The 21,469-nt window shown below is 70.4% G+C and carries 15 protein-coding genes, 1 rRNA gene and 2 pseudogenes; 15 read left to right on the top strand and 3 right to left on the bottom strand.

The window, feature by feature from the left end:
• The first annotated feature begins 170 nt into the window (after positions 1-170).
• The 3 genes and pseudogenes from rrf to ACGFNK_RS29985 all read left to right on the top strand — a co-directional run bounded on the left by rrf (position 171) and on the right by ACGFNK_RS29985 (position 2,657).
• A 5S ribosomal RNA gene (rrf, locus tag ACGFNK_RS29975) occupies positions 171-287 on the top strand.
• Positions 288-842: 555 nt separating this feature from the next.
• Positions 843-1,325 (top strand): annotated as a pseudogene (locus ACGFNK_RS29980) (tetratricopeptide repeat protein); the annotation flags it as partial.
• 489 nt (positions 1,326-1,814) lie between these two features.
• Positions 1,815-2,657 (top strand): tetratricopeptide repeat protein, encoded by an 843-nt coding sequence (locus ACGFNK_RS29985; protein WP_393421255.1) that lies wholly within the window; start codon positions 1,815-1,817, stop codon positions 2,655-2,657.
• Positions 2,658-2,729: 72 nt separating this feature from the next.
• Here the strand turns inward: ACGFNK_RS29985 and ACGFNK_RS29990 are convergent, their stop codons facing one another.
• Positions 2,730-4,019 carry a DUF1015 domain-containing protein gene (locus tag ACGFNK_RS29990; RefSeq protein WP_393420882.1) on the bottom strand — a complete coding sequence of 430 codons (1,290 nt, stop codon included), beginning with the start codon at positions 4,017-4,019 and terminating at the stop codon, positions 2,730-2,732.
• Between the two features lie 72 nt (positions 4,020-4,091).
• On the opposite strand from ACGFNK_RS29990, the gene ACGFNK_RS29995 reads away from it, so the two are divergent.
• From ACGFNK_RS29995 to ACGFNK_RS30010, 4 genes are all read left to right on the top strand, one after another.
• The gene (locus ACGFNK_RS29995) at positions 4,092-5,120 is read left to right on the top strand and encodes an HAD hydrolase-like protein (RefSeq protein WP_393420884.1); all 1,029 of its coding nucleotides are present in this window, start codon (positions 4,092-4,094) and stop codon (positions 5,118-5,120) included.
• 155 nt (positions 5,121-5,275) lie between these two features.
• Positions 5,276-6,319, top strand: coding sequence for a FecCD family ABC transporter permease (locus tag ACGFNK_RS30000; RefSeq protein WP_393420886.1), 1,044 nt, complete (start codon positions 5,276-5,278; stop codon positions 6,317-6,319).
• Positions 6,316-7,389: a FecCD family ABC transporter permease gene (locus ACGFNK_RS30005; RefSeq protein WP_393420888.1), complete on the top strand. Its 1,074-nt coding sequence runs from the start codon at positions 6,316-6,318 to the stop codon at positions 7,387-7,389. Before ACGFNK_RS30000 ends, ACGFNK_RS30005 begins: the two co-directional genes overlap by 4 nt.
• Complete coding sequence (locus ACGFNK_RS30010; RefSeq protein ID WP_393420890.1) at positions 7,386-8,312, top strand: ABC transporter ATP-binding protein; 927 nt, start codon at positions 7,386-7,388, stop codon at positions 8,310-8,312. Before ACGFNK_RS30005 ends, ACGFNK_RS30010 begins: the two co-directional genes overlap by 4 nt.
• 15 nt (positions 8,313-8,327) lie before the next feature.
• On the opposite strand, the gene ACGFNK_RS30015 is transcribed toward ACGFNK_RS30010, so the two are convergent.
• Complete coding sequence (locus ACGFNK_RS30015) at positions 8,328-8,675, bottom strand: SCP2 sterol-binding domain-containing protein (protein ID WP_393420892.1); 348 nt, start codon at positions 8,673-8,675, stop codon at positions 8,328-8,330.
• 426 nt (positions 8,676-9,101) lie between these two features.
• Between ACGFNK_RS30015 and ACGFNK_RS30020 the strand changes: the two are divergent.
• The 5 genes and pseudogenes from ACGFNK_RS30020 to ACGFNK_RS30040 form a co-directional block, all read left to right on the top strand.
• Positions 9,102-9,350 (top strand): annotated as a pseudogene (locus ACGFNK_RS30020) (hypothetical protein); the annotation flags it as partial.
• 7 nt (positions 9,351-9,357) lie between these two features.
• The gene (locus tag ACGFNK_RS30025) at positions 9,358-10,173 is read left to right on the top strand and encodes a TlyA family RNA methyltransferase (protein WP_393420894.1); all 816 of its coding nucleotides are present in this window, start codon (positions 9,358-9,360) and stop codon (positions 10,171-10,173) included.
• Positions 10,170-11,075 carry an NAD kinase gene (locus ACGFNK_RS30030; protein WP_033323998.1) on the top strand — a complete coding sequence of 302 codons (906 nt, stop codon included), beginning with the start codon at positions 10,170-10,172 and terminating at the stop codon, positions 11,073-11,075. The genes ACGFNK_RS30025 and ACGFNK_RS30030 overlap by 4 nt, the downstream gene beginning before the upstream one ends.
• A 219-nt stretch (positions 11,076-11,294) precedes the next feature.
• Complete coding sequence (gene recN, locus ACGFNK_RS30035; RefSeq protein ID WP_393421256.1) at positions 11,295-13,013, top strand: DNA repair protein RecN; 1,719 nt, start codon at positions 11,295-11,297, stop codon at positions 13,011-13,013.
• Between the two features lie 203 nt (positions 13,014-13,216).
• Positions 13,217-14,359 (top strand): glycosyltransferase family 4 protein, encoded by a 1,143-nt coding sequence (locus tag ACGFNK_RS30040; protein ID WP_393420896.1) that lies wholly within the window; start codon positions 13,217-13,219, stop codon positions 14,357-14,359.
• Positions 14,360-14,388: 29 nt separating this feature from the next.
• On the opposite strand, the gene ACGFNK_RS30045 is transcribed toward ACGFNK_RS30040, so the two are convergent.
• Complete coding sequence (locus tag ACGFNK_RS30045) at positions 14,389-16,197, bottom strand: glycoside hydrolase family 15 protein (RefSeq protein ID WP_393421258.1); 1,809 nt, start codon at positions 16,195-16,197, stop codon at positions 14,389-14,391.
• A gap of 490 nt (positions 16,198-16,687) precedes the next feature.
• Between ACGFNK_RS30045 and ACGFNK_RS30050 the strand changes: the two genes are divergently transcribed.
• The 3 genes from ACGFNK_RS30050 (at position 16,688) to ACGFNK_RS30060 (ending at position 21,350) form a co-directional block, all read left to right on the top strand.
• Positions 16,688-18,337 (top strand): CTP synthase, encoded by a 1,650-nt coding sequence (locus ACGFNK_RS30050; RefSeq protein ID WP_393420898.1) that lies wholly within the window; start codon positions 16,688-16,690, stop codon positions 18,335-18,337.
• A gap of 83 nt (positions 18,338-18,420) precedes the next feature.
• A complete protein-coding gene (locus ACGFNK_RS30055) occupies positions 18,421-19,047 on the top strand; it encodes an NUDIX domain-containing protein (RefSeq protein WP_386344102.1) in 627 nt (208 codons plus the stop codon).
• Between the two features lie 185 nt (positions 19,048-19,232).
• Positions 19,233-21,350 (top strand): tetratricopeptide repeat protein, encoded by a 2,118-nt coding sequence (locus ACGFNK_RS30060; RefSeq protein WP_393420900.1) that lies wholly within the window; start codon positions 19,233-19,235, stop codon positions 21,348-21,350.
• Positions 21,351-21,469: the final 119 nt, after the last annotated feature.

Raw genomic sequence — 21,469 nt, forward strand, 5'->3', positions numbered from 1 at the left:
GCCAGATCTGGAAGCACCGCAAGGTGTGGAGGTGACTGGTACTAATAGGCCGAGGGCTTGTCCTCAGCTGCTCGCGTCCACTGTGTTGGTTCTGAGACAACGAACCGTTGTCGGCTTTGAGCAGAACATTTAACTGAAAAGTGTGCTTGTTCGCTCGAAACCATTAGGGTTTCGGTGGCCATAGCGTGAGGGAAACGCCCGGTTACATTTCGAACCCGGAAGCTAAGCCTTACAGCGCCGATGGTACTGCAGGGGGGACCCTGTGGGAGAGTAGGACGCCGCCGAACAATCTTTGGAGGACCTCTGGTCCCAGCGACTTGCTGGGACCAGAGGTCCTTTTTTGTTTTTCCGAAGCGCGCGCACGGTACTCGACTGCGCGAGAATGACTTGCGGTACCTAAGACAGGAGTCACCATGTCCACCAACTCTCCCGACGAGCGACCGGAGCGCGATCAGCGCCGCCGGGACAGTGGTGACCGCGGCGGCTCCCGCGGGGGGCCGCGACGCGACAACGACCGTGGTGGCTACGGTCGGCGGGACGACCGTCGTGATGACAGCCGTGGTGGTGGTGACCGTGGCGATCGCGGTGGGTTCCGCCGTGATGACAGCCGTGGTGGGCCTCGGCGTGAGGGCGACCGGTCGGCCGCCCGCCGTGACAGCAGCGGTGGCGGTGACCGGCCGGCCTTCCGGCGGGACGACCGTCGTGATGACAGCCGTGGTGGCGGTGACCGTGGCGATCGCGGTGGGTTCCGCCGTGATGACAGCCGTGGTGGTGGTGACCGTGGCGATCGCGGTGGCTTCCGTCGTGATGACAACCGCGGCGGTGGCGGCTTCCGTGGGCGCGACGACCGGGATCGTGGTGACCGTCCGGCGTTCCGTCGTGACGATCGTTCAGGTGGGCCGCGGCGCGATGACCGTCGTGATGACAGCCGTGGCGGCGGTGACCGCGATCGTGGTGGGTTCCGGCGGGATGACAACCGTGGTGGGCCTCGGCGTGACGGCGATCGGCCACCGTACCGTCGTGACGACCGTCGCGATGATGAGCGCGGGGGATTCCGGCGTGACGACCGCAGGGACGGCGACCGCGGTGGTTTCCGTCGGGATGACAGTCGTAGTGGCGGAGATCGCGGTGGTTTCCGGCGCGATGACAGTCGTAGTGGCGGTGACCGTGGTGGTTTCCGGCGCGATGACAGTCGTGGTGGTGGCGACCGCCCGGCGTTCCGGCGTGACAACAGCGGTGGCGGGGACCGGCCGGCCCTCCGGCGGGATGATCGCCGTGGTGATGACCGTGGCGAGCGCGGTGGTTTCCGTCGGGATGAGAACCGTGGCGGTGGTTTCCGTCGCGATGAGCGGCGGGGCGATGATCGTGATCGTGGCGGGGTCCGGCGGTCGGAGGACCGTCCGGCTTTCCGGCGCGATGAGCGGCGCGATGACCGGCAGGGCGATGAGCGTGGCGGTCCCCGTCGGGATGACCGTCGAGGCGACGATCGTGGTGGCTTCCGACGTGACGATCGCCGCGATGATCGTCGGGACGACCGGCGTGATGAGCAGCGGCAGGGTGACCGTGCCGGTTATGGGCGCCGTGACGACCGTCGGGACAGTGACCGTGGGGAGCGCGGTGGCTTCCGGCGGGACGACAGCCGGGGTGGCTTCCGTGGACGGGATGAGCGTGGTCGGGACGAGCGTGGCGGTCGTGGGCCGCGGCGTGAGGACGGCCGTGGGCGGCCCGGTGGTTTCAGGGGGCGGGACGACGACCGGCGTGGTGGCGGGCGCTTCCGTGAGGAGCGGGAGCGGGATCGCGAACCGGTCAAACGGCTGCCGATCCCCGAGGACGTCACCGGCGAGGAGATCGACAAGGACGTACGGCAGGAGTTGCAGAGTCTGCCGAAGGGGCTTGCCGAGGATGTCGCCAAGAACCTGGTGATGGTGGCCAGGCTCATCGACGAAGACCCCGAGGGCGCGTACGGCTACTCGAGGGTCGCACTGCGGCTGGCGTCGCGCGTGGCTGCCGTGCGCGAAGCGGCAGGCTTCGCGGCGTACGCGAATCAGAAGTACAGCGAGGCGCTCGCCGAGTTCCGGGCCGCGCGGCGGATGACCGGGAACGTGGACCTGTGGCCCGTCATGGCGGACTGCGAGCGGGGTCTGGGGCGGCCCGAGAAGGCCATGGAGATGGCCGGGGCGCCCGAGGTGCACAAGCTCGACAAGGCGGGGCAGGTCGAGATGCGGCTCGTGGCGGCCGGGGCACGGCGCGACATGGGGCAGATCGATGCGGCCATCGTGACGCTGCAGAGCCCCGAGCTGGCCTCGAACTCGGTTCAGCCCTGGACGGCGCGGCTGCGCTATGCGTACGCCGACGCGCTGCTCGCGGCCGGTCGTGAGGACGAGGCGCGCGAGTGGTTCGCGAAGGCCGTCGAGTCCGACAAGGACGGCAGCACGGACGCCTCGGACCGGCTCGCCGAGATGGACGGCGTCGAGTTCGTGGATGCCCTCGTCGAGGACGTCCTCGACGAGAGCGGCGGCGGTCCCGAGGCCGAGGCCGTGGAAGCCGCAGCTACCTTCGGCGCCCCGGCGCCCGAGCCGGTCGTGAACGACGCCGCGGACAAGGATGCTGCCGACGACAAGAGCGACGTGGAAGACCTGAACGACCTGGACGACTGACGCCGGCACAGGAGGCGTACACGACGTGTGCACATGGGCGGGCTCCCGGACGGGGCCCGCCCATTCGCGTTATCAGCGCTCCACTGTGCGCAGCACCAGGCCCGATGCCGGCTTCGGGCCGAACGACGTCGACTTGCGGGGCATCGTGACGCCCCGGCTCGCCAGTTCGCGTACGACCTCCTCGCGGACCGGGTGCATCAGGACGGCCGTGGCACCGTCGCGTTCGGCCTTGGCGACCGTGGCGGCGGTGTCGTGGATGTACGCGATGTGCTCCGGGACGTCCGGGATGCGCCAGATGTGGTCGAGGAGCGCGGCGTGCAGAACCGTTGCGTCGAGGGTCCGCCAAGCCTCCGGACGGTCGGCCGGGATCGTACGGGCGAGGAGGTCCGGGGAGGGGCGATCGACCAGGTGGAAGGCGCCATCGCCCGCAAGGAGGAAGGCATTTCCCTCGGCTGCCGCTGCAGAGAGGGTTTCCAGGGCTTCGGAAAGGGGGCCTTGGACGGTGCGTACGCGGAAGGAGTCGCCGAGCGTGGCCAGGGCCTCCGTGACGGGGAGGTGGTGCAGGAGCCGGTGGATCGCGCGGACGCGGAGCGGATAGCGCGCGGTGTCGACCAGGAGCACCAGGCCGAAGTCCCAGGGGCTGGGGGAGGGGTGTTCGGCGCGCAGGCGCAGATACGTGGCCCAGCGGTGGTGGCCGTCCGCGATGAGGGCTTGGTGGCGGGCCAGGTCTTTCTGGATCGCGGTCAGGTCCTCGGGGTCGGTCACCGACCACAGGCGGTGGTTGAAGCCGTCCTCCGTGGTCGTGGCCAGGAGCGGCGGATGCTGGGCGGTGCGCTCGATGACGGCGGTGGCGTCGGCGGCGGAGCCGTTGCCGCGGTAGGTCAGGAGGAGGGGTTCGAGGTTCGCGGACGTGGCGCGCATCAGGTCCGCGCGGTCCGCGACGATGTGCGGCATGACGTCCTCGTGCGGCAGGACCACGCCCTGCGACGGCTCCGACAGGCGCAGGGCGCCTATGAGGCCGCGCTGGAGCATGCCGTCGCCGGCGCGCTGTTCGTAGACGTACAGGCCCGGCTCGGAGTCGGCGGTCAGGACGCCCTCGGCGAGCCAGCGTTGCAGGGTGTTCGCCGCCTTCTTGTTGCGGGCGGCGGGCGTGGTGGCCTGGGGGAGAATCAGACGGACGATGTTGTGCGGGTCGGACGATTCGAGGTGGTGCAGTCCGTCGGGGCGTACGACCACGTCGTACGGCGGGGAGGTCACGGCGGACAGGCTGCCGACCCGGTCGGGGTCGTAGCGCAGGCCCCGGAACGGGGTGAGGTCAAGGCCCATGCGAGCCGGTACGTCCGCGGGACCTGCAGTGTTCATTGGTGCATCGTAAGAGTGTCAGTGGCATGCGCCATGATCGGGGCAATGGGATCGAACGAGGAGCGATGCGTAATGAGCCAGACCGTGAGGACGCGGCCCGAGGGGAGTGACCGGCCCCTGAGCGAGGCATACGACACGGCGCTGCTCGACCTGGATGGTGTGGTGTACGCGGGTGGGGAGGCGATCGCGTACGCGGTCGAGTCGCTCGGCACCGCTCGGGCGGGCGGGATGCATCTCGCGTATGTCACGAACAACGCGCTGCGGACACCCGACACGGTGGCCACGCACCTCACGGAGCTGGGGATACCGGCCGAGGAGTCGGACGTCATCACCTCGGCGCAGGCTGTGGCCCGGCTGATCAGCGAGCAAGTGCCCGCGGGAGCACGGGTGTTGGTGATCGGCGGGGACGGACTGCGGGTCGCGCTGCGCGAGCGTGGGCTCGTACCGGTCGAGTCGGCCGAGGACGAGCCGGTGGCGGTCGTGCAGGGGTACGGCGGGCCGGAGCTGCCCTGGGGGCGCTTCGCGGAGGCCTGTTACGCCATCGCGCGCGGGGTGCCGTGGTTCGCCTCCAACACCGACTTGACGATCCCCAGTGCGCGGGGGATCGCTCCGGGCAATGGGGCGGCCGTGGAGGTCGTACGCATCGCGACGGGCGCCGAGCCGCAGGTGGCCGGAAAGCCGCTGCCGCCGATGCACCGGGAGACGATTCTGCGGACGGGGGCGGTGCGGCCGCTGGTCGTCGGGGACCGGCTGGACACGGATATCGAGGGTGCGTTCAACGGCGAGGTGGACTCCCTGCTGGTGCTGACCGGCGTGACGGACGGTGCGCAGCTCCTTGCCGCCTCGCCGAAGCACCGGCCGACGTACGTGGACGCCGATCTGCGCGGGCTGTTGACCGGGCAGCCAGAGGTCGTCGAGGTGGGCGGGGCGTTCCGCTGTGGCGGTTGGACCGCCACGACTGGTGATGAGCGGCTTGAGTTGGAGGGCGAGGGCGAGGCGCTCGACGGGCTGCGGGCGCTGTGCGCCGCCGCCTGGACGGCGGCCGGGGACGGGACATGCGGGCTGGACGGGGGCAAAGCACTGGCGCGGCTGGGACTTTGAACGGCTGGGACGTTGAGCGCTTTGAGCCGCCGGCGGCCCCGGACGCCGGAATTCCAGGGCTCCGGGACCGGCCGAGTGCACAGGTCCGCAGGACCAACGGAGGCCCGCAGGCGCATGAATCGAGCCAGATGGGGAGGGTAGGCTAACCTAACTGCGTGTTGGTCGACAGTCCCCCCGAAGCGAACGCGGAGACCGCCTCCGCGCCCCCCAAACGACAGGCGATACGGGCTGCAGGGCTCCTCGTGTCCGTGGCTGTGTTGGTGCTCATCGTGCTGGCGAGCATCGCGATCGGCGCGAAAGACCTGTCCCTGAGCCAGGTCTGGCACGGCCTGTTCGACGACTCGGGTACGTATGGCGACGTCGTGGTGAGCGAGCGGCTGTCGCGTACTGCCCTCGGGTTGCTCGTCGGCGCCGCGCTCGGCCTCGCCGGGGCCGTCCTCCAGGCGCTCACCCGCAACCCGCTGGCCGATCCCGGACTGCTCGGCATCAACGCGGGCGCGTCCGCGGCCGTCGTCACGGCCATCACCTACTTCGGCGTCACCTCGCTGAGCGGCTATGTGTGGTTCGCCTTCGGGGGCGCGGCCGTGGTCGGGGTCCTGGTGTACGTGCTCGGCGGCAGCCGGGGCGCGACTCCGGTGCGGCTCGCGCTCGCCGGCACCGCGCTCAGCGCCGCGCTCTACGGCTATCTGCAAGCCGTGATGATCATGGACCAGGCGGCACTCGGCAAGATGCGCTTCTGGACGGTCGGTTCGCTGTCCTCGGCCAACGACAGGACCATCGAGCAGGTGCTGCCGTTCCTCGCGATCGGTACGGTCCTTGCGCTGGCTCTCGCCCGGCCGCTGAACGCCATGGCCATGGGCGACGACACCGCCCGTGCGCTCGGCGCGCATCTGGGCCGTACCCGCGCGCTGTCCATGGCGGCCGCGACCCTGCTGTGCGGGGCCGCGACGGCCGCCTGCGGGCCGATCGTGTTCGTCGGGCTGATGGTCCCGCATGTCGTACGGTCCTTCACCGGGCCCGACATGCGCTGGATCCTGCCGTACGCCACCGTGCTCTCGCCGGTGCTGCTGCTCGGCGCCGACGTGATCGGCCGGATGGTCGCGCGGCCCGCCGAGCTCCAGGTCGGCATCGTCACCGCGATCCTCGGCGGCCCGGTCTTCATCTTTCTCGTACGACGGCGGAGGACGGCTCAGCTGTGAAGGTCCTGACCAAGCAGGCCGGTTCCGCCCGGCCGTTCCGCGCCCGTCCCGTCCGTACCCGCACCGGGCTGTCCGTCCGTATCGACGTCCGCTCGCTCACAGTGGTCGTCCTGCTGCTGGTGGCCGCGCTCACCGCGAGCGTCGTCCTCATCGGCACCGGCGACTTCCCGATCCCGGCCGGCGACGTGCTCAAGACGCTGTTCGGCAACGGCGACGTGGGGCAGGAGTTCATCGTCAACGAGCTGCGGCTGCCGCGGGTTCTCGTCGGCCTCTTGGTGGGGGCCTCGCTCGGGCTCGGCGGCGCCCTCTTCCAGGCCATCTCCCGCAATCCGCTGGGCAGTCCGGACGTGCTCGGTCTCGCGCAGGGCTCGACGGCCGGCGCCCTCACCATGATCGTGCTGTTCTCGGGGAGTGCGGCCGAGGTCACCCTCGGGGCGCTCTTCGGCGGTCTGGTGACCGGACTCGCCATCTATGTGCTCGCCTGGAAGCGGGGTGTGCACGGCTATCGACTGGTCCTGGTCGGTATCGGCGTCTCCGCGATGGCGGTGGCAGTCAACGGCTATCTGCTCACCAAGGCCGACATCGTGGACGCCGCCCGTGCGGTCGTGTGGATGACGGGCTCACTCAACGGCCGCGACTGGGAGCAGGTCTGGCCGCTGCTCGGGCTGTGGGCCGTCCTCGTACCCCTCGTCCTCGGCAACGCGCGTGGGCTGTACATGCTGGAGATGGGTGACGACGTAGCGTACGCACTCGGGGTGCGGGTCGAGAGGACGCGGATGCTGCTGATGCTGGCCGCCGTGCTGCTCACCGCGGCCGCCACCGCCGCCGCGGGTCCGGTCGCCTTCGTCGCGCTCACCGCGCCACAGCTCGCCCGGCGCCTCACCCGCTCGCCGGGGCCGAACCTGCTGCCCGCGATGTGTATGGGTGCCACCCTGCTGGTCGTCGCCGACTGGGCCTCGCAGCGGGCCTTCGGCGCCGACCAGCTGCCCGTCGGGGTGGTGACCGGAGTGCTCGGCGGTGTCTATCTGCTGTGGCTCCTCGTCACCGAGCGCAAGGCGGGCCGGATATGAACACCGACGGCAAGACGAGTACGGGCGCCGATGGCGGGCCGCACACGAACACCCAAAGGAGCACTGGCACTGTGAACCGCCCGTCCGTGAACGGCCCGTCCACGAACCGCCTGTCCGCCGAGAACGTCACCCTCGCCTACGACCAGCGGGTCATCGCCGAGCAGTTGTCGGTCGAGATACCCGACAACTCCTTCACCGTCATCGTCGGCCCGAACGCCTGCGGCAAGTCCACCCTGCTGCGCGCCTTGTCACGGATGCTGAAGCCGAGCGAGGGCCGGGTGCTGCTCGACGGGCAGGTCATCCAGTCGATGCCCGCGAAGAAGGTGGCCAGGACGCTCGGGCTGCTGCCGCAGTCGTCGATCGCGCCCGACGGGATCACGGTCGGCGACCTGGTCGGCCGCGGACGATATCCGCACCAGGGGCTGCTGCGGCAGTGGTCGTCCGAGGACGAGCGGGTCGTACGGGAGTCGATGGCCTCGACCGGGGTCGCCGAACTGGCCGACCGTTATGTCGACGAACTCTCCGGAGGCCAGCGTCAGCGCGTCTGGATCGCCATGGCGCTTGCGCAGCAGACCCCGCTGCTGCTGCTCGACGAGCCGACCACCTATCTCGACATCCAGCACCAGATCGACGTACTCGACCTGTGTGCCGAACTCCACGAGGAGCAGGGCCGGACCCTGGTCGCCGTACTGCACGACCTCAACCACGCGGCCCGGTACGCCACCCACCTCATCGCCCTGCGCGAGGGCTCCGTCATCGCCCAGGGCACGCCGTCGGACATCGTCACGGCCGAGCTGGTCGAGGAGGTCTTCGGGCTGCGCTGCCAGGTCATCGACGATCCGGAGACGGGTACGCCGCTGGTGGTGCCGGCGGCGCGGAAGGCGCGTACGTCCGCTGCCGTCAGCGTCGCGAAGGGTTCCTGAAGGTCCTGAACCGCGTCAGAGCAGCTTTCTGAGCCGGAGCAGGTCGCGCAGACCCGCTTCGAGCCTGACCCGGCCCGAGCCCCAGGCCTTCGCGAAGTGCAGCTCGCCGTTCACCAGGGCGACCAGATCGTCACCGCTCATCGCGAGTCGGATGTGGGCCTTCTCGGGCGGAGGACCCTGCACCGTGTCGAGCACCTCGATGCGGCCGTCCTTGAGACGCCCTACGAAGGTGATGTCGAGGTCGGTGATACGGCAGCTCAGTGAGCGGTCGAGGGCGGCGGCACTGCGCACGTCGCCCTCCGCGCCCGCCATGTTGTCCGAGAGTTTGTCGAGTGCGCTGCGGCACTCCTCAATCGTGGCCATCGCGGACGACGGTACCCCAGCGCTTCGCGGTAGCGTCGGGGCATGAACGACTGGGAGCTTCCCGCCGAACCGGAGGCCGGCCCGGCTGCCGGGCCCGAGGCCGAACTGGAGGCCGGCCCGGAAACCGAATCCGGGGCCGGACTCGACGTCGGCCGGGCGGCCGGATCCGGGGCCGTACCCGGAGCCGGATTCGGCGCCGGACCGGCGACCGGATTCGGGACCCGGCTCGAAGCCGGCGCGCAGGACGCACCCGAGGCCGGCCCGGGGTCCGGATCTGGGGCTGGACTCGATGCCGGCGCGGAGACCGGACGCGAAGTCAGCCCGGAGAGCGACTACGGGGCCGTATCGGGAGCCGGACCCGAGGCCGGATTCGACGTCGGACCGGCGGCCGGAACCGGGGCCGGACTCGTAGTCGGCGCGGAGAGCGGACCCGCATACGCTCCCGCCGCCCCCGCCCCGCTGAACGTGCCGCGCACGCCCACCGGGAACTCCGAGGTGGACGCTCAGCTGGACCGGCTGGCCGATGCCGACCACCTCGCTGCGGACGGGCACATCGAGGTGTACGAGGATGTGCACCGGGGGCTGCGCGACGCGCTCACCGCGCTCGACGCCCGTCCGGGGCCGGAGGGACCTCCGAGGGCCCCGGGACCGTACAGCATGAACAACAGGAGCTGAACCGAACGTGGCAGGAGTGGCACGACGACGCCTCGACGCCGAGCTGGTCCGACGGAAGCTCGCCCGCTCGCGCGAGCACGCCGGCCAGCTGATCGCCGCCGGGCGGGTCACCGTCGGCAAGACCGTCGCGACGAAGCCCGCCACCCAGGTGGAGACGGCCGCCGCGATCGTGGTCGCCCGTGACGACAGCGAGCCCGACTATGTGTCGCGCGGCGGCCACAAGCTGGCGGGGGCGCTGAAGGTCTTCGTGCCGCTCGGCCTGCGGATCGAGGGGCGGCGGGCGCTGGACGCCGGTGCCTCGACCGGCGGATTCACCGACGTACTGCTGCGCGCGGGAGCCGCTCACGTAGTTGCCGTCGACGTCGGCTACGGGCAGCTGGCATGGTCACTCCAAAGCGATGAACGGGTCACCGTCAAGGACCGTAAGAACGTACGCGAGTTGACGTTGGAGGCGATCGATGGGGAGCCGGTGGATCTTATTGTCGGTGACTTGTCCTTCATCCCGCTCGGACTGGTGCTGCCCGCCCTTGTGCGGTGCGCGGCGCCCGATGCCGATCTGGTGATGATGGTCAAGCCGCAGTTCGAGGTGGGCAAGGAGCGGCTGGGGAGCGGCGGTGTCGTACGCAGCCTCGAACTGCGGGCCGAGGCCGTGCGCGGGGTGGCCCGACACGCGTGGGGGTTGGGGTTCGGGGTGAAGGACGTCACCGCCAGCCCGCTGCCCGGGCCCTCTGGGAACGTCGAGTACTTTCTGTGGCTGCGAGCCGGTGCACCCGAACTGGACCCGGCCGACGTAGACCGTGCAGTGGCGGAGGGGCCGCGTTGACCGATACCCGAGTTCGTACTGTTTTCCTGCTGGCTCACACCGGGCGGCCCGCGGCCATCCGCAGTGCCGAACTCGTCGTCCAGGGGCTGCTGCGCTCCGGGCTCGGTGTACGAGTGCTCGAGGCCGAGGCGGCCGATCTGCCGCTGCCGCCGACGGTGGAACTCGTCAAGGAGGCGACTCCCGAGTGCCTCGACGGGTGTGAGCTGCTGATCGTGCTGGGCGGTGACGGGACGCTGCTGCGTGGCGCCGAGTTCGCGCGCGCCTCTGGGGTGCCGATGCTCGGCGTCAACCTGGGGCGTGTCGGCTTCCTGGCGGAGGCCGAGCGTGACGACCTCGACAAGGTTGTCGACCGGGTGGTGACTCGGGCGTACGAGGTCGAGGAGCGGATGACCGTCGACGTCGTCGTGCACAGCAATGGCGATGTCGTGCATACCGACTGGGCGCTGAACGAGGCCGCCGTGCAGAAGGTCTCCGCCGAGCGGCTCCTTGAGGTGGTTCTCGAGATTGACGGGCGGCCGGTCACCGGGTTCGGGTGTGACGGCATAGTCTGCGCGACTCCTACCGGGTCTACGGCGTATGCGTTTTCCGCCGGTGGGCCTGTGGTGTGGCCGGAGGTTGAGGCGCTGCTCATGGTGCCGATCAGTGCGCATGCGCTGTTTGCCAAGCCGTTGGTCACCTCGCCGGATTCCGTGCTCGCCGTGGAGGTTCAGCCGCACACTCCGCATGGGGTGTTGTGGTGCGATGGGCGGCGGACGATTGAGTTGCCGGAGGGGGCGCGGGTGGAGGTTCGGCGGGGGGCTGTGCCGGTGCGGCTTGCTCGGTTGCACCATGCTTCGTTCACGGATCGGCTCGTTGCCAAGTTCGCGTTGCCTGTGGCTGGTTGGCGGGGGGCGCCGCACTAGGGGGGTGGGGGCGGGTGGGTTTTCTTTCCCCAGCCCCGCCCCTTCCCGAAACTGGGGCTCCGCCCCCAGGCCCCGGGGTTCGTATGTTCGCTGCGGGCGCGTTGTGGCTGGTCGCGCAGTCCCCCACGGCCCCAAAAGACTGCGCCTTCCGGTAACGAAGCTGGGGGGCGTCGCGTACCGGCCTCCTGACCTCGTAAGGTCGTGTCCGTGCTGGAGGAGATGCGGATACGGTCGCTCGGAGTCATCGATGACGCCGTTGTCGAGTTGTCGCCCGGCTTCACCGCTGTTACCGGTGAGACCGGGGCGGGCAAGACGATGGTGGTCACAAGCCTTGGGCTGCTGCTGGGCGGGCGTGCGGATGCGGCTCTCGTGCGGATCGGTGCCAAGAACGCTGTGGTGGAGGGGCGGATCGCCGTTCCTGAGGGCGCCTCGGCGATCGTACGGGCCGAGGAGGCCGGGGCCGAGCTCGACGACGGGGCGCTGCTGATCAGCCGTACCGTGTCTGCCGAGGGGCGCTCTCGGGCGCATCTGGGCGGGCGTTCCGTGCCCGTGGGGGTGCTTGCCGAACTCGCCGATGAGCTTGTGGCCGTGCATGGCCAGAGTGATCAGCAGGGGCTGCTCAAGTTGTCCCGGCAGCGGCAGGCGCTCGACCGGTACGCGGGGGACGCGGTCGCTGTGCCGCTCGCCAAGTACGCGAGCGCCTACCGTCGGCTGCGTGCCATCTCGGCCGAGTTGGACGAGATCACCACGCGCGAGCGGGAACGTGCTCAGGAAGCCGACATGCTGCGCTTCGGGCTCGACGAGATTGCGGCGGTGGAGCCGCGGACCGGCGAGGACGTGGAGCTGGCGGCCGAGGCCGAGCGGCTCGGGCATGCCGAGGCGCTCGCGTCCGCGGCCACGGCGGCGCACGCGGCGCTGGCGGGCAACCCCGAGGATCCCGAGGGCATCGACGCCACGACGCTCGTCGCGGGCGCGCACCGGGCACTGGAGGCGGTACGTGCCCATGACGCCGCGCTGGCCTCGCTCGCCGACCGGATCGGGGAGATCGGGATTCTGCTGGGTGATGTGGCGGGGGAGTTGGCGGGGTACGCCGACGACCTGGACGCCGATCCGCTGCGGCTCGCGGCGGTCGAGGAGCGGCGGGCCGCGCTCACCGCGTTGACGCGCAAGTACGGCGAGGACGTGGGCGCCGTACTGGCCTGGGCCGAGCAGGGGGCCGCGCGGCTCCTGGAGCTGGAGGGCGACGACGACCGGATCGGTGACCTGACGGCCGAGCGGGACGCTTTGCGGGCCGAACTGGGAGGGTTGGCGCAGGCGTTGACGGACGCTCGCACGGAGGCCGCCGAGCGGTTCGCCGCTGCCGTGACCGCCGAGCTCGCCTCGCTCGCCATGCCGCACGCGCGCGTGTCGTTCGCGATCCGGCAGACGGAGGACCCCGACGGCGTGGAGGTGGGCGGTCGTACGGTCGCGTACGGGCCTGCCGGTGTCGACGAGGTCGAGCTGCTTCTCGCTCCGCATCCGGGGGCGCCACCGCGGCCGATCGCCAAGGGCGCGTCCGGTGGTGAGCTGTCGCGGGTGATGCTCGCGGTGGAGGTCGTGTTCGCGGGTACGGATCCGGTGCCGACGTACCTTTTCGACGAGGTCGACGCCGGCGTCGGCGGCAAGGCCGCGGTCGAGATCGGGCGCCGACTCGCCCGCCTCGCCAAGACCGCACAGGTCGTCGTCGTCACCCACCTGCCCCAGGTCGCCGCCTTCGCCGACCGGCAGCTCCTCGTCGAGAAGACCAACGACGGCTCGGTCACCCGCTCCGGAGTGAAGGCCCTGGAGGGGGAGGACCGCGTCCGCGAACTGTCCCGCATGCTGGCGGGCCAGGAGGACTCGGAAACGGCCCGCGCCCACGCGGAGGAGCTGCTGGCGACGGCTCGGGCGGACGGTTAGGACGACGGGCAGCCGCCGCACCGCGGTCCCGTCTCCCGCCCGCTCCAAGGGCCCACGGCCCCACCAGTGGTCCGGAACGCCCGTATGTCCTGGCATCCTTAGGTGTAGGCGAACGCGCCATACACCCCAGCGGAGCGTTCCCGCCGCATTGTCTCTGTACTTTCTTCGTGACCGCCCGTCGCTGAACCAGGAGCCCCGGCCACGTGAGCACCGCCGTGAGCAGCCAGTTGTCGCATGGTCGATCGGCGCTGCGTACCGTGCAGGTGCTCGGAGGCGGCAGTGCGGGAAGCAGTGCGCATGTGCGGTCGTTGGCTTCCGGTCTCGTGGCGCGAGGAGTGCGGGTCACCGTGTGTGCGCCGGCCGCGGCGGACCGGGCGTATGACTTCAGTGGTGCGGGAGCCCGGCATGTGCACGTGCCGCGGCGAAGTGACCCGGCTTCCGTGGCCGCGCTGCGGGCGGCCTGTGTGGACGCCGACCTCGTGCACGCACATGGACTGCATGCCGGGATGAGGGCGGCCATGGCGCTCAGTGGGCGGCGTGTTCCGTTCGTCGTGACCTGGCACAGCCGCTCGCACGACGAGGGCGCGCGGGCGCATCTGCTGCGGCTGCTGGAGCGGCGGGTCGCGAAGGCCGCTTCGGTGGTCCTCGGGGTCTCGTCCGACCTTGTGGAGCGGGCCCGACGCAGCGGGGCGCGTGATGCCCGGCTCGCCGCGGTCGCGCTGCCCGAAGTGCGGCGGCCCGCCTTCGTGGGCGAGGAGCTCGAGCGGCTGCGTCCCAAGGCGCGGGCCGAACTCGGTGCCACGGACCGGCCGTTGCTGATGGCTGTCGGCTCGCTCGAGCGGCATCGGGGGTACGACACGCTGCTGGACGCCACGCGTGCCTGGCGGCGACTGGTTCCCGTACCGCTGCTCGTGATCGCCGGGGAGGGACCGCTGCGCGCGGAACTTCAGGGGCGTATCGAGGACGAAGGGCTGCCGGTACGTCTCGTCGGGCGCCGTGACGACGTCGGCGAGTTGCTGGCGGCAGCCGATCTGGCCCTGCTGCCCGGCGGCGGTGAAGCGCGCTCCGTACTCGCCCAGGAAGCTCTTCACGCGCGCGTGCCGCTCGTCGCGGCCGATATGGAAGGGGTCCCCGAACTGGTCGGGGACGCCGCCGAACTCGTACCGCACGGGGACGCGGAAGCGCTCGCCGACGCCGTCGTACGCCTTCTTCAGGATCCGCAGCGGCGTGAAGTCCTGAAGGACAAGGGCACGCTGCAGGCCGCCTCCTGGCCGACCGAGGACGAGACCGTAGCCCAAGTCCTCAGCGTGTACGACGAGTTGACGAAGCCGCCACCCCTGCCGTAGCCGGGCGGCGGCTTGTCGTCAGTAGCTCATCAGCCGCCGTACGCCCCCGAAGCCGTCAGCCGCAGTGCCGTGTCGATCAGCGGCACGTGGCTGAACGCCTGCGGGAAGTTCCCTACCTGGCGCTTGAGGCGCGGGTCCCACTCCTCGGCCAGCAGACCGAGGTCGTTGCGCAGGGCGAGCAGCTTCTCGAAGAGCTTGCGGGCCTCGTCGACGCGGCCGATCATCGCCAGGTCGTCCGCCATCCAGAACGAGCAGGCGAGGAACGCGCCCTCGTCACCCTCCAGGCCGTCCACGCCCGCGTCCTCACCGGCGGTGGGGTAGCGCAGGATGAAGCCGTCCGTGGTCGACAGCTCCCGCTGGATGGCCTCGATCGTGCCGATCACACGCTTGTCGTCCGGCGGCAGGAAGCCCATCTGCGGGATCAGTAGCAGCGAGGCGTCCAGCTCCTTGGAGCCGTACGACTGTGTGAAGGTGTTGCGCTCCTTGTCGTAACCCTTCTCACACACATCGCGGTGGATGTCGTCGCGCAGCTCGCGCCACTTCTCCAGCGGACCGTCCGCGTCGCCGGACTCGATGAGCTTGATGGTGCGGTCGACCGCGACCCAGGCCATCACCTTGGAGTGCACGAAGTGCCGGCGCGGACCGCGGACCTCCCAGATACCCTCGTCCGGCTCGTCCCAGTGGTTCTCCAGGTAGCGGATCAGCTTGAGCTGCAGCAGGGATGCGTAGTCGTTGCGGGCCAGGCCCGTCATGTGCGCCAGGTGCAGGGCCTCGGTGACCTCGCCGTAGACATCCAGCTGGAGCTGGTGCGCGGCGCCGTTCCCGACACGTACGGGCGCGGAGTTCTCGTACCCGGGCAGCCAGTCGAGCTCCGCCTCACCCAGCTCACGCTCGCCCGCGATGCCGTACATGATCTGCAGGCTCTCCGGGTCGCCCGCGACGGCGCGCAGCAGCCACTCGCGCCAGGCGCGCGCCTCCTCGCGGTAGCCGGTGCGCAGCAGTGAGGAGAGGGTGATCGCCGCGTCGCGCAGCCAGGTGTAGCGGTAGTCCCAGTTGCGGACGCCGCCGATCTCCTCCGGCAGCGAGGTGGTGGGCGCGGCGACGATGCCGCCGGTGGGCGCGTACGTCAGCGCCTTCAGGGTGATCAGCGAGCGGACCACGGCCTCGCGGTAGGGCCCGTGGTACGTGCACTGCTCGACCCACTCGCGCCAGAACTCCTCGGTGGCCTCCAGGGCCTGCTCCGGCTCGGGCTCCGCGGGCGGCTCCTTGTGCGAGGGCTGCCAGGAGATGGTGAACGCGATCCGGTCACCCGGCGCCACCGTGAAGTCCGCGTACGTGGTCAGCGCCTTGCCGTAGGTCTCGGCCGTTGTGTCGAACCACACGGAGTCGGGCCCGGCGACGGCCACCGTCCGCCCCTCGTGCTTGTGCACCCAGGGCACGACACGGCCGTACGAGAAACGCATCCGCAGCGCGGAGCGCATCGGCACCCGGCCCGAGATGCCCTCGACGATCCGCACCAACTGGGGTGCGCCGTCACGAGGGGGCATGAAATCGGTCACACGGACCGTTCCACGTGGCGTATCCCACTCGGATTCGAGGATCAGGGAGTCGCCGCGATAGGTGCGGCGGGCCGCTCTGGGCGGCTGGGCGTCCGCCGAGTGCGCGGGGCCAAGCCGCCAGAAGCCGTGCTCCTCGGTGCCGAGCAGTCCGGCGAAGACGGCGTGGGAGTCGAAGCGGGGCAGGCACAGCCAGTCCACCGTGCCGTCCCGGCAGACCAGTGCTGCGGTCTGCATGTCTCCGATAAGTGCGTAGTCCTCGATGCGCCCGGCCACGTGCATCTCCAGTCGAACGGCCACGTCGCCCCCCAGGGGGCGGTTGCTCTTTGCGGTCAGGGGAACGGGTCAATACAACGTCGTCGCATGACGTCAATGGTCGCAGTGATTGTCGTTGCGAAACGAACTGACGAGCTCTGTGTCCGGAGAATACGGGCGGGGTGGTGCCGTTGTTCGGCCCGGCTCGGCAGCGATCGTCCGAGCAGGATACGACGCACGATGGTGATCCGTGCGCCCCTCTCTGGAAAGCGATTGCGCCGGATGAGTGGGAAGAGTGCCCACCACTGTGCCCTGTGTCGGCCCGTGTGCGGAGCGTGGCCGGAAGCGGCCTCCCCGGGGCGCTGATACCCTGGTAGCCCGTGGACCGGTGGGCGCCCCCGAAGCAGAAACCGACGCGAGGGGTCCTCCGAACCGCAGCGGCGGCACCTCCCGAAACGCCCGGGTCAGGCAGCCGGCCCGCACTCCGAACCGCGACCACGGGAGCCCCGTCTTGGCCATGCCGCCCAAATCTTCGACGACCAAGCACATCTTCGTCACCGGGGGTGTCGCCTCCTCCCTCGGCAAGGGCCTGACCGCGTCCAGCCTGGGCGCACTGCTCAAGGCGCGGGGTCTGCGGGTCACGATGCAGAAGCTCGACCCGTATCTGAACGTCGACCCGGGCACCATGAACCCGTTCCAGCACGGTGAGGTGTTCGTCACCAACGACGGCGCCGAGACGGACCTGGACATCGGTCACTACGAGCGCTTCCTCGACGTGGACCTGGACGGCTCCGCCAACATCACCACCGGCCAGGTGTACTCGACGGTGATCGCCAAGGAGCGGCGCGGCGAGTACCTCGGCGACACCGTGCAGGTCATCCCGCACATCACCAACGAGATCAAGCACCGAATCCGGCGCATGGCCACGGATGACGTGGACGTGGTGATCACGGAGGTCGGGGGCACGGTCGGCGACATCGAGTCGCTGCCGTTCCTGGAGACCGTCCGTCAGGTCCGTCACGAGGTCGGCCGCGACAATGTGTTCGTCGTCCACATCTCGCTCCTTCCCTACATCGGACCGTCGGGAGAGTTGAAGACGAAGCCGACGCAGCATTCGGTTGCGGCTCTGCGCAACATCGGTATTCAGCCAGATGCGATCGTGCTGCGCGCCGACCGCGAGGTGCCGACCGCGATCAAGCGCAAGATCTCGCTGATGTGCGACGTCGACGAGGCGGCCGTGGTCGCGGCCATCGACGCAAAGTCGATCTACGACATCCCGAAGGTCCTGCACACCGAGGGCCTGGACGCCTACGTCGTGCGCAAGCTGGACCTCGCCTTCCGCGACGTGGACTGGACGATCTGGGACGACCTGCTCGACCGGGTCCACAACCCGCAGCACGAGATCAATCTCGCGCTCGTCGGCAAGTACATCGACCTGCCCGACGCATACCTTTCGGTCACCGAGGCGTTGCGAGCCGGCGGGTTCGCCAACAAGGCGCGCGTGAAGATCAAGTGGGTCACTTCGGACGACTGCAAGACCCCGGCGGGTGCCGCCCAGCAGCTCGCCGACGTCGACGCGATCTGTATCCCCGGCGGCTTCGGCGACCGCGGCGTCTCCGGCAAGGTCGGCGCCATCCAGTACGCCCGCGAGAACAAGATCCCGCTGCTCGGGCTGTGTCTCGGCCTGCAGTGCATCGTGATCGAGGCCGCGCGCAATCTCGCCGACATCGCGGACGCCAACTCCACGGAGTTCGACGCCGCGACCGGCCACCCCGTCATCTCCACCATGGCCGAGCAGCTCGACATCGTCGCCGGCGAGGGCGACATGGGCGGCACGATGCGGCTGGGCATGTACCCGGCCAAGCTCGCCGAGGGCTCGCTCGTGCGCGAGGTGTACGGCGGCAAGGAGTACGCCGAGGAGCGCCACCGTCACCGCTACGAGGTCAACAACTCCTACCGCGCCGAGCTGGAGAAGAAGGCCGGTCTGCTGTTCTCCGGCACGTCCCCGGACGGCAAGCTCGTGGAGTACCTGGAGTACCCGCGCGACGTCCACCCCTACCTGGTCGCGACCCAGGCGCACCCCGAGCTGCGCTCGCGCCCGACGCGTCCGCATCCGCTGTTCGCGGGCCTGGTGAAGGCCGCCGTGGAGCGGAAGACGGGTAAGTAACACGAGGTTGTACGGTTGCCGGGGTGCGGGTCCTTTGCGACGCGTGCCCCGGTTTTTCTGTGTACGTGGGAGGACAAGTCGACATGACCATCAAGGACACCGCCGAGGAGTGGGAGGTCAGGGCGACCGAGACTCCGTTCACGGGGAACAAGACCTCCGTGCGCACGGACGACGTGGTCATGCCCGACGGGACGGTCGTCCGGCGCGACTACCAGGTCCACCCCGGTTCGGTGGCGGTCCTCGCCCTCGACGACCAGGGCCGCGTCCTGGTCATCCGCCAGTACCGGCACCCCGTACGCCAGAAACTGTGGGAGATCCCGGCCGGCCTGCTCGACATCCCCGGCGAGAACCCGCTGCACGCCGCGCAGCGCGAGCTGTACGAAGAGGCCCACGTCAAGGCCGAGGACTGGCGGGTGCTCACCGACGTCTACACGACGCCGGGCGGCTGCGACGAGGCCGTACGGATCTTCCTCGCCCGGGATCTGTCCGAGGCGGAGGGGCAGCGTTTCGAGGTCGAGGACGAAGAAGCCGACATGGAGCTCTCGCGGGTCCCCGTCGAGGAGCTCGTCCGCGGTGTGCTCGCCGGTGAGCTGCACAACAACTGCCTTGTCGTGGGCGCTCTTTCCCTGGTCGCGGCCCAGAACGGCGACGGTCTCGACGCGCTGCGCCCGGCCGAGGCGCCGTGGCCCGCGCGGCCCTTCGACGTGTGATCCCCGCCTGCTCGCGAAGCCGGACGCACACCGACCTGTCGCCGGTGTGACGATCGCCTGATCCGATCGGGGGACGTACCCGCCGCGCTCCGCCGGAATCGTCGCAGAGCGTGAACTAGGCTCTGGAAACGCCCCGTCCGGAGTCCCGGCGGGCTTGCGCGTGCGGTGGGACGGGAGTGTGGCCCGTGACGGATCAGGCGGTGGGCACCCAGGGCAAGAAGGTGCCGGCCAAGGAGCAGCGCCCGGCTGCCGGGTCCTCCACCACTCCCGGCTTCGCCCGAGCGGGGGGACCCCCATCCACGGAGGGTCAGTTTCTCGGCCGTACAAGAGAGTTGAAGGAACTCCGCGCGGACATCGAGCGTGCGGGCCTGGACACCCTGGCGGGCCGGAAAGCACCACGCGCGCGCGTGCTGCTCATCGCGGGCAAGCCCGGCTTCGGCCGCACCGCGCTCGCCGAAGAACTCGTACGGCAGGTCGCGGACAGTTACCGGGACGGCACGCTGCGAGCCTGCTTGAGCGAACCCGACGGCACACCGGTACCGACGGAGCGCACCGCCCGCGACCTGCTCGCCGCCCTGGAGCTGACCGCCCCGCCCGGAGCCTCGGAGGACGACCTCGTCGAGGCGCTGCGCGAGGGTCTCGCCACCCGCCGGGTGCTGCTCCTGCTCGACGACGCGGCGGACGCGGAACAGGTCGACGCGCTCCTCCCCGACAACCCGGAATGCCTGGTCGTCGCCGTCTCCGACGGACCCCTGACCGGGATCTCCGACGTCCGCCCCTGCACCCTCGGCGGCCTGGACACCAAGTCCGCCGTCGAACTCCTCGGCCGCTACACCGGCTCGGTACGCATCACTGTCGACCCGCGCGCCGCCGAAGGACTCGTCGAGATCTGCGCCGCCCAGCCCGCCGCGCTGGTACTCGCCGGCGGCTGGCTGGCCCGCCGGCCGAAGGCGGCCGTCGCCGACCTCGCCAAGCAGATGCGCACAGAGAGTGACGAGGGTTCGGCACTCGAGCGTGTCTTCCACCTCGTGTACGCCGAACTTTCCCCAGCCCGCGCACAGATGCTGCGCCTGCTTTCGCTCGCCCCCGCGGGCCTCGTCGACCCGCACACCGCGTCGGCGCTCGCCGGCTGCTCGGTGGGCGCCGCCGAGTCCTCCCTCGACGACTTCGTCGGGCTCGGCCTCGTACGGCGCGTCGAGTCACCGCTGCCGCAGTACGAGGTGCCCGGCTGTCTGCTGCCGCTGCTGCGCTCGCACACCGAGAGCGAGGACCGGCCCGCCGAGCTGCAGCTGGCCCGCGCCCGGATGCTGGAGCGGACCGTACGGCTGCTGGCCTCCTGCCGCGCGATCACCGAGACCGACAGCTCGCCCGCCCGCGAGAAGCTCGCCGGGATGCCCCGCGCCCTGCGCTTCAAGAACCCCCGCGCGGCTGCCGACTGGCTGCGCATCCGGCAGCCCGCGCTGTTGGCCTCCGCCCGGCTCGCGGTCGCCGACGGGGAGTTGGACACCCTCGCACGCCGCCTGATGGCCGCGCTGGTGCGGGCGATGGTCGCGCACTTCGGTACGCGGGCGGTGGCGCCCGAGCTGTACGGCATCCACCAGCTTGTTCTCGATGTCGCCGAGCGGCGGAAGCTGCCCCGCGAGAAGGCCGCCGCGCTGCTGAACCTCGCGGACCTGGACGCCCGGACCGGCCGCACCAGTGAGGCGCTCGCCCGCTACCGCGCCGCTCTCGACGCCGGACGGGAGGCGAACGACCCGTACGCGACCGGCCGCGCGATGGAATCCGTAGGCGGCGCCCACCAGGAGCTGGGGGACTTCGACCGGGCCGCCGACTGGTACGGGCGGGCGCTCGCGCAGCGGCTCGCGCGCGACGAGCGCGTGGACGCGGCCCGGCTGCACGGCCGTATCGCCACTGTGCACACGTACGCGGGCCGCTACGACGAGGCGCTGCGCAGCTGGCGCTCGGCGGTCACCGGCCATCGCAGAAACGGCGAAGTGGCAGGCGTGGCCAAGGCGTTGAGCGAGCTGGCACGGGTGCAGGAGTACTCCGGCCGGCCCGAGGAGTCGCTGCGCACCTGCCAGGAGGCGATCGAGTGGGCGCGCCGCGCCGAGGACGTACGACTGCGGGCCGCTCTGCAGCTCCGGCTCGCCGACACCCTGGACCGGCTCGGCGACCCCGTGGCTGCTCGGCTGCACCGCGGCGCGGCCGAGCGCATGCTGGGAGACGAGCTCCCGGAGGACCTGTCCGAGAGGGAACACGACGCTAACGCCTACGAAATCCGTAGTACATCCGCAGAAGATTGAAGCATTGAAAGGCTAGACACAGAGAATCCCTTCATTAGACTGGCTCCGCCGCGTCCTTTCGTGGTGTCTCCGGTGTGCTCCCGTGCATCCGGATATGTCTGGCATCGTCCGGGCAGGCG

This window comes from Streptomyces sp. NPDC048825 (assembly GCF_043198355.1).
In the GTDB taxonomy this organism is placed as follows: Bacteria; Actinomycetota; Actinomycetes; order Streptomycetales; family Streptomycetaceae; genus Streptomyces; species Streptomyces xiangluensis.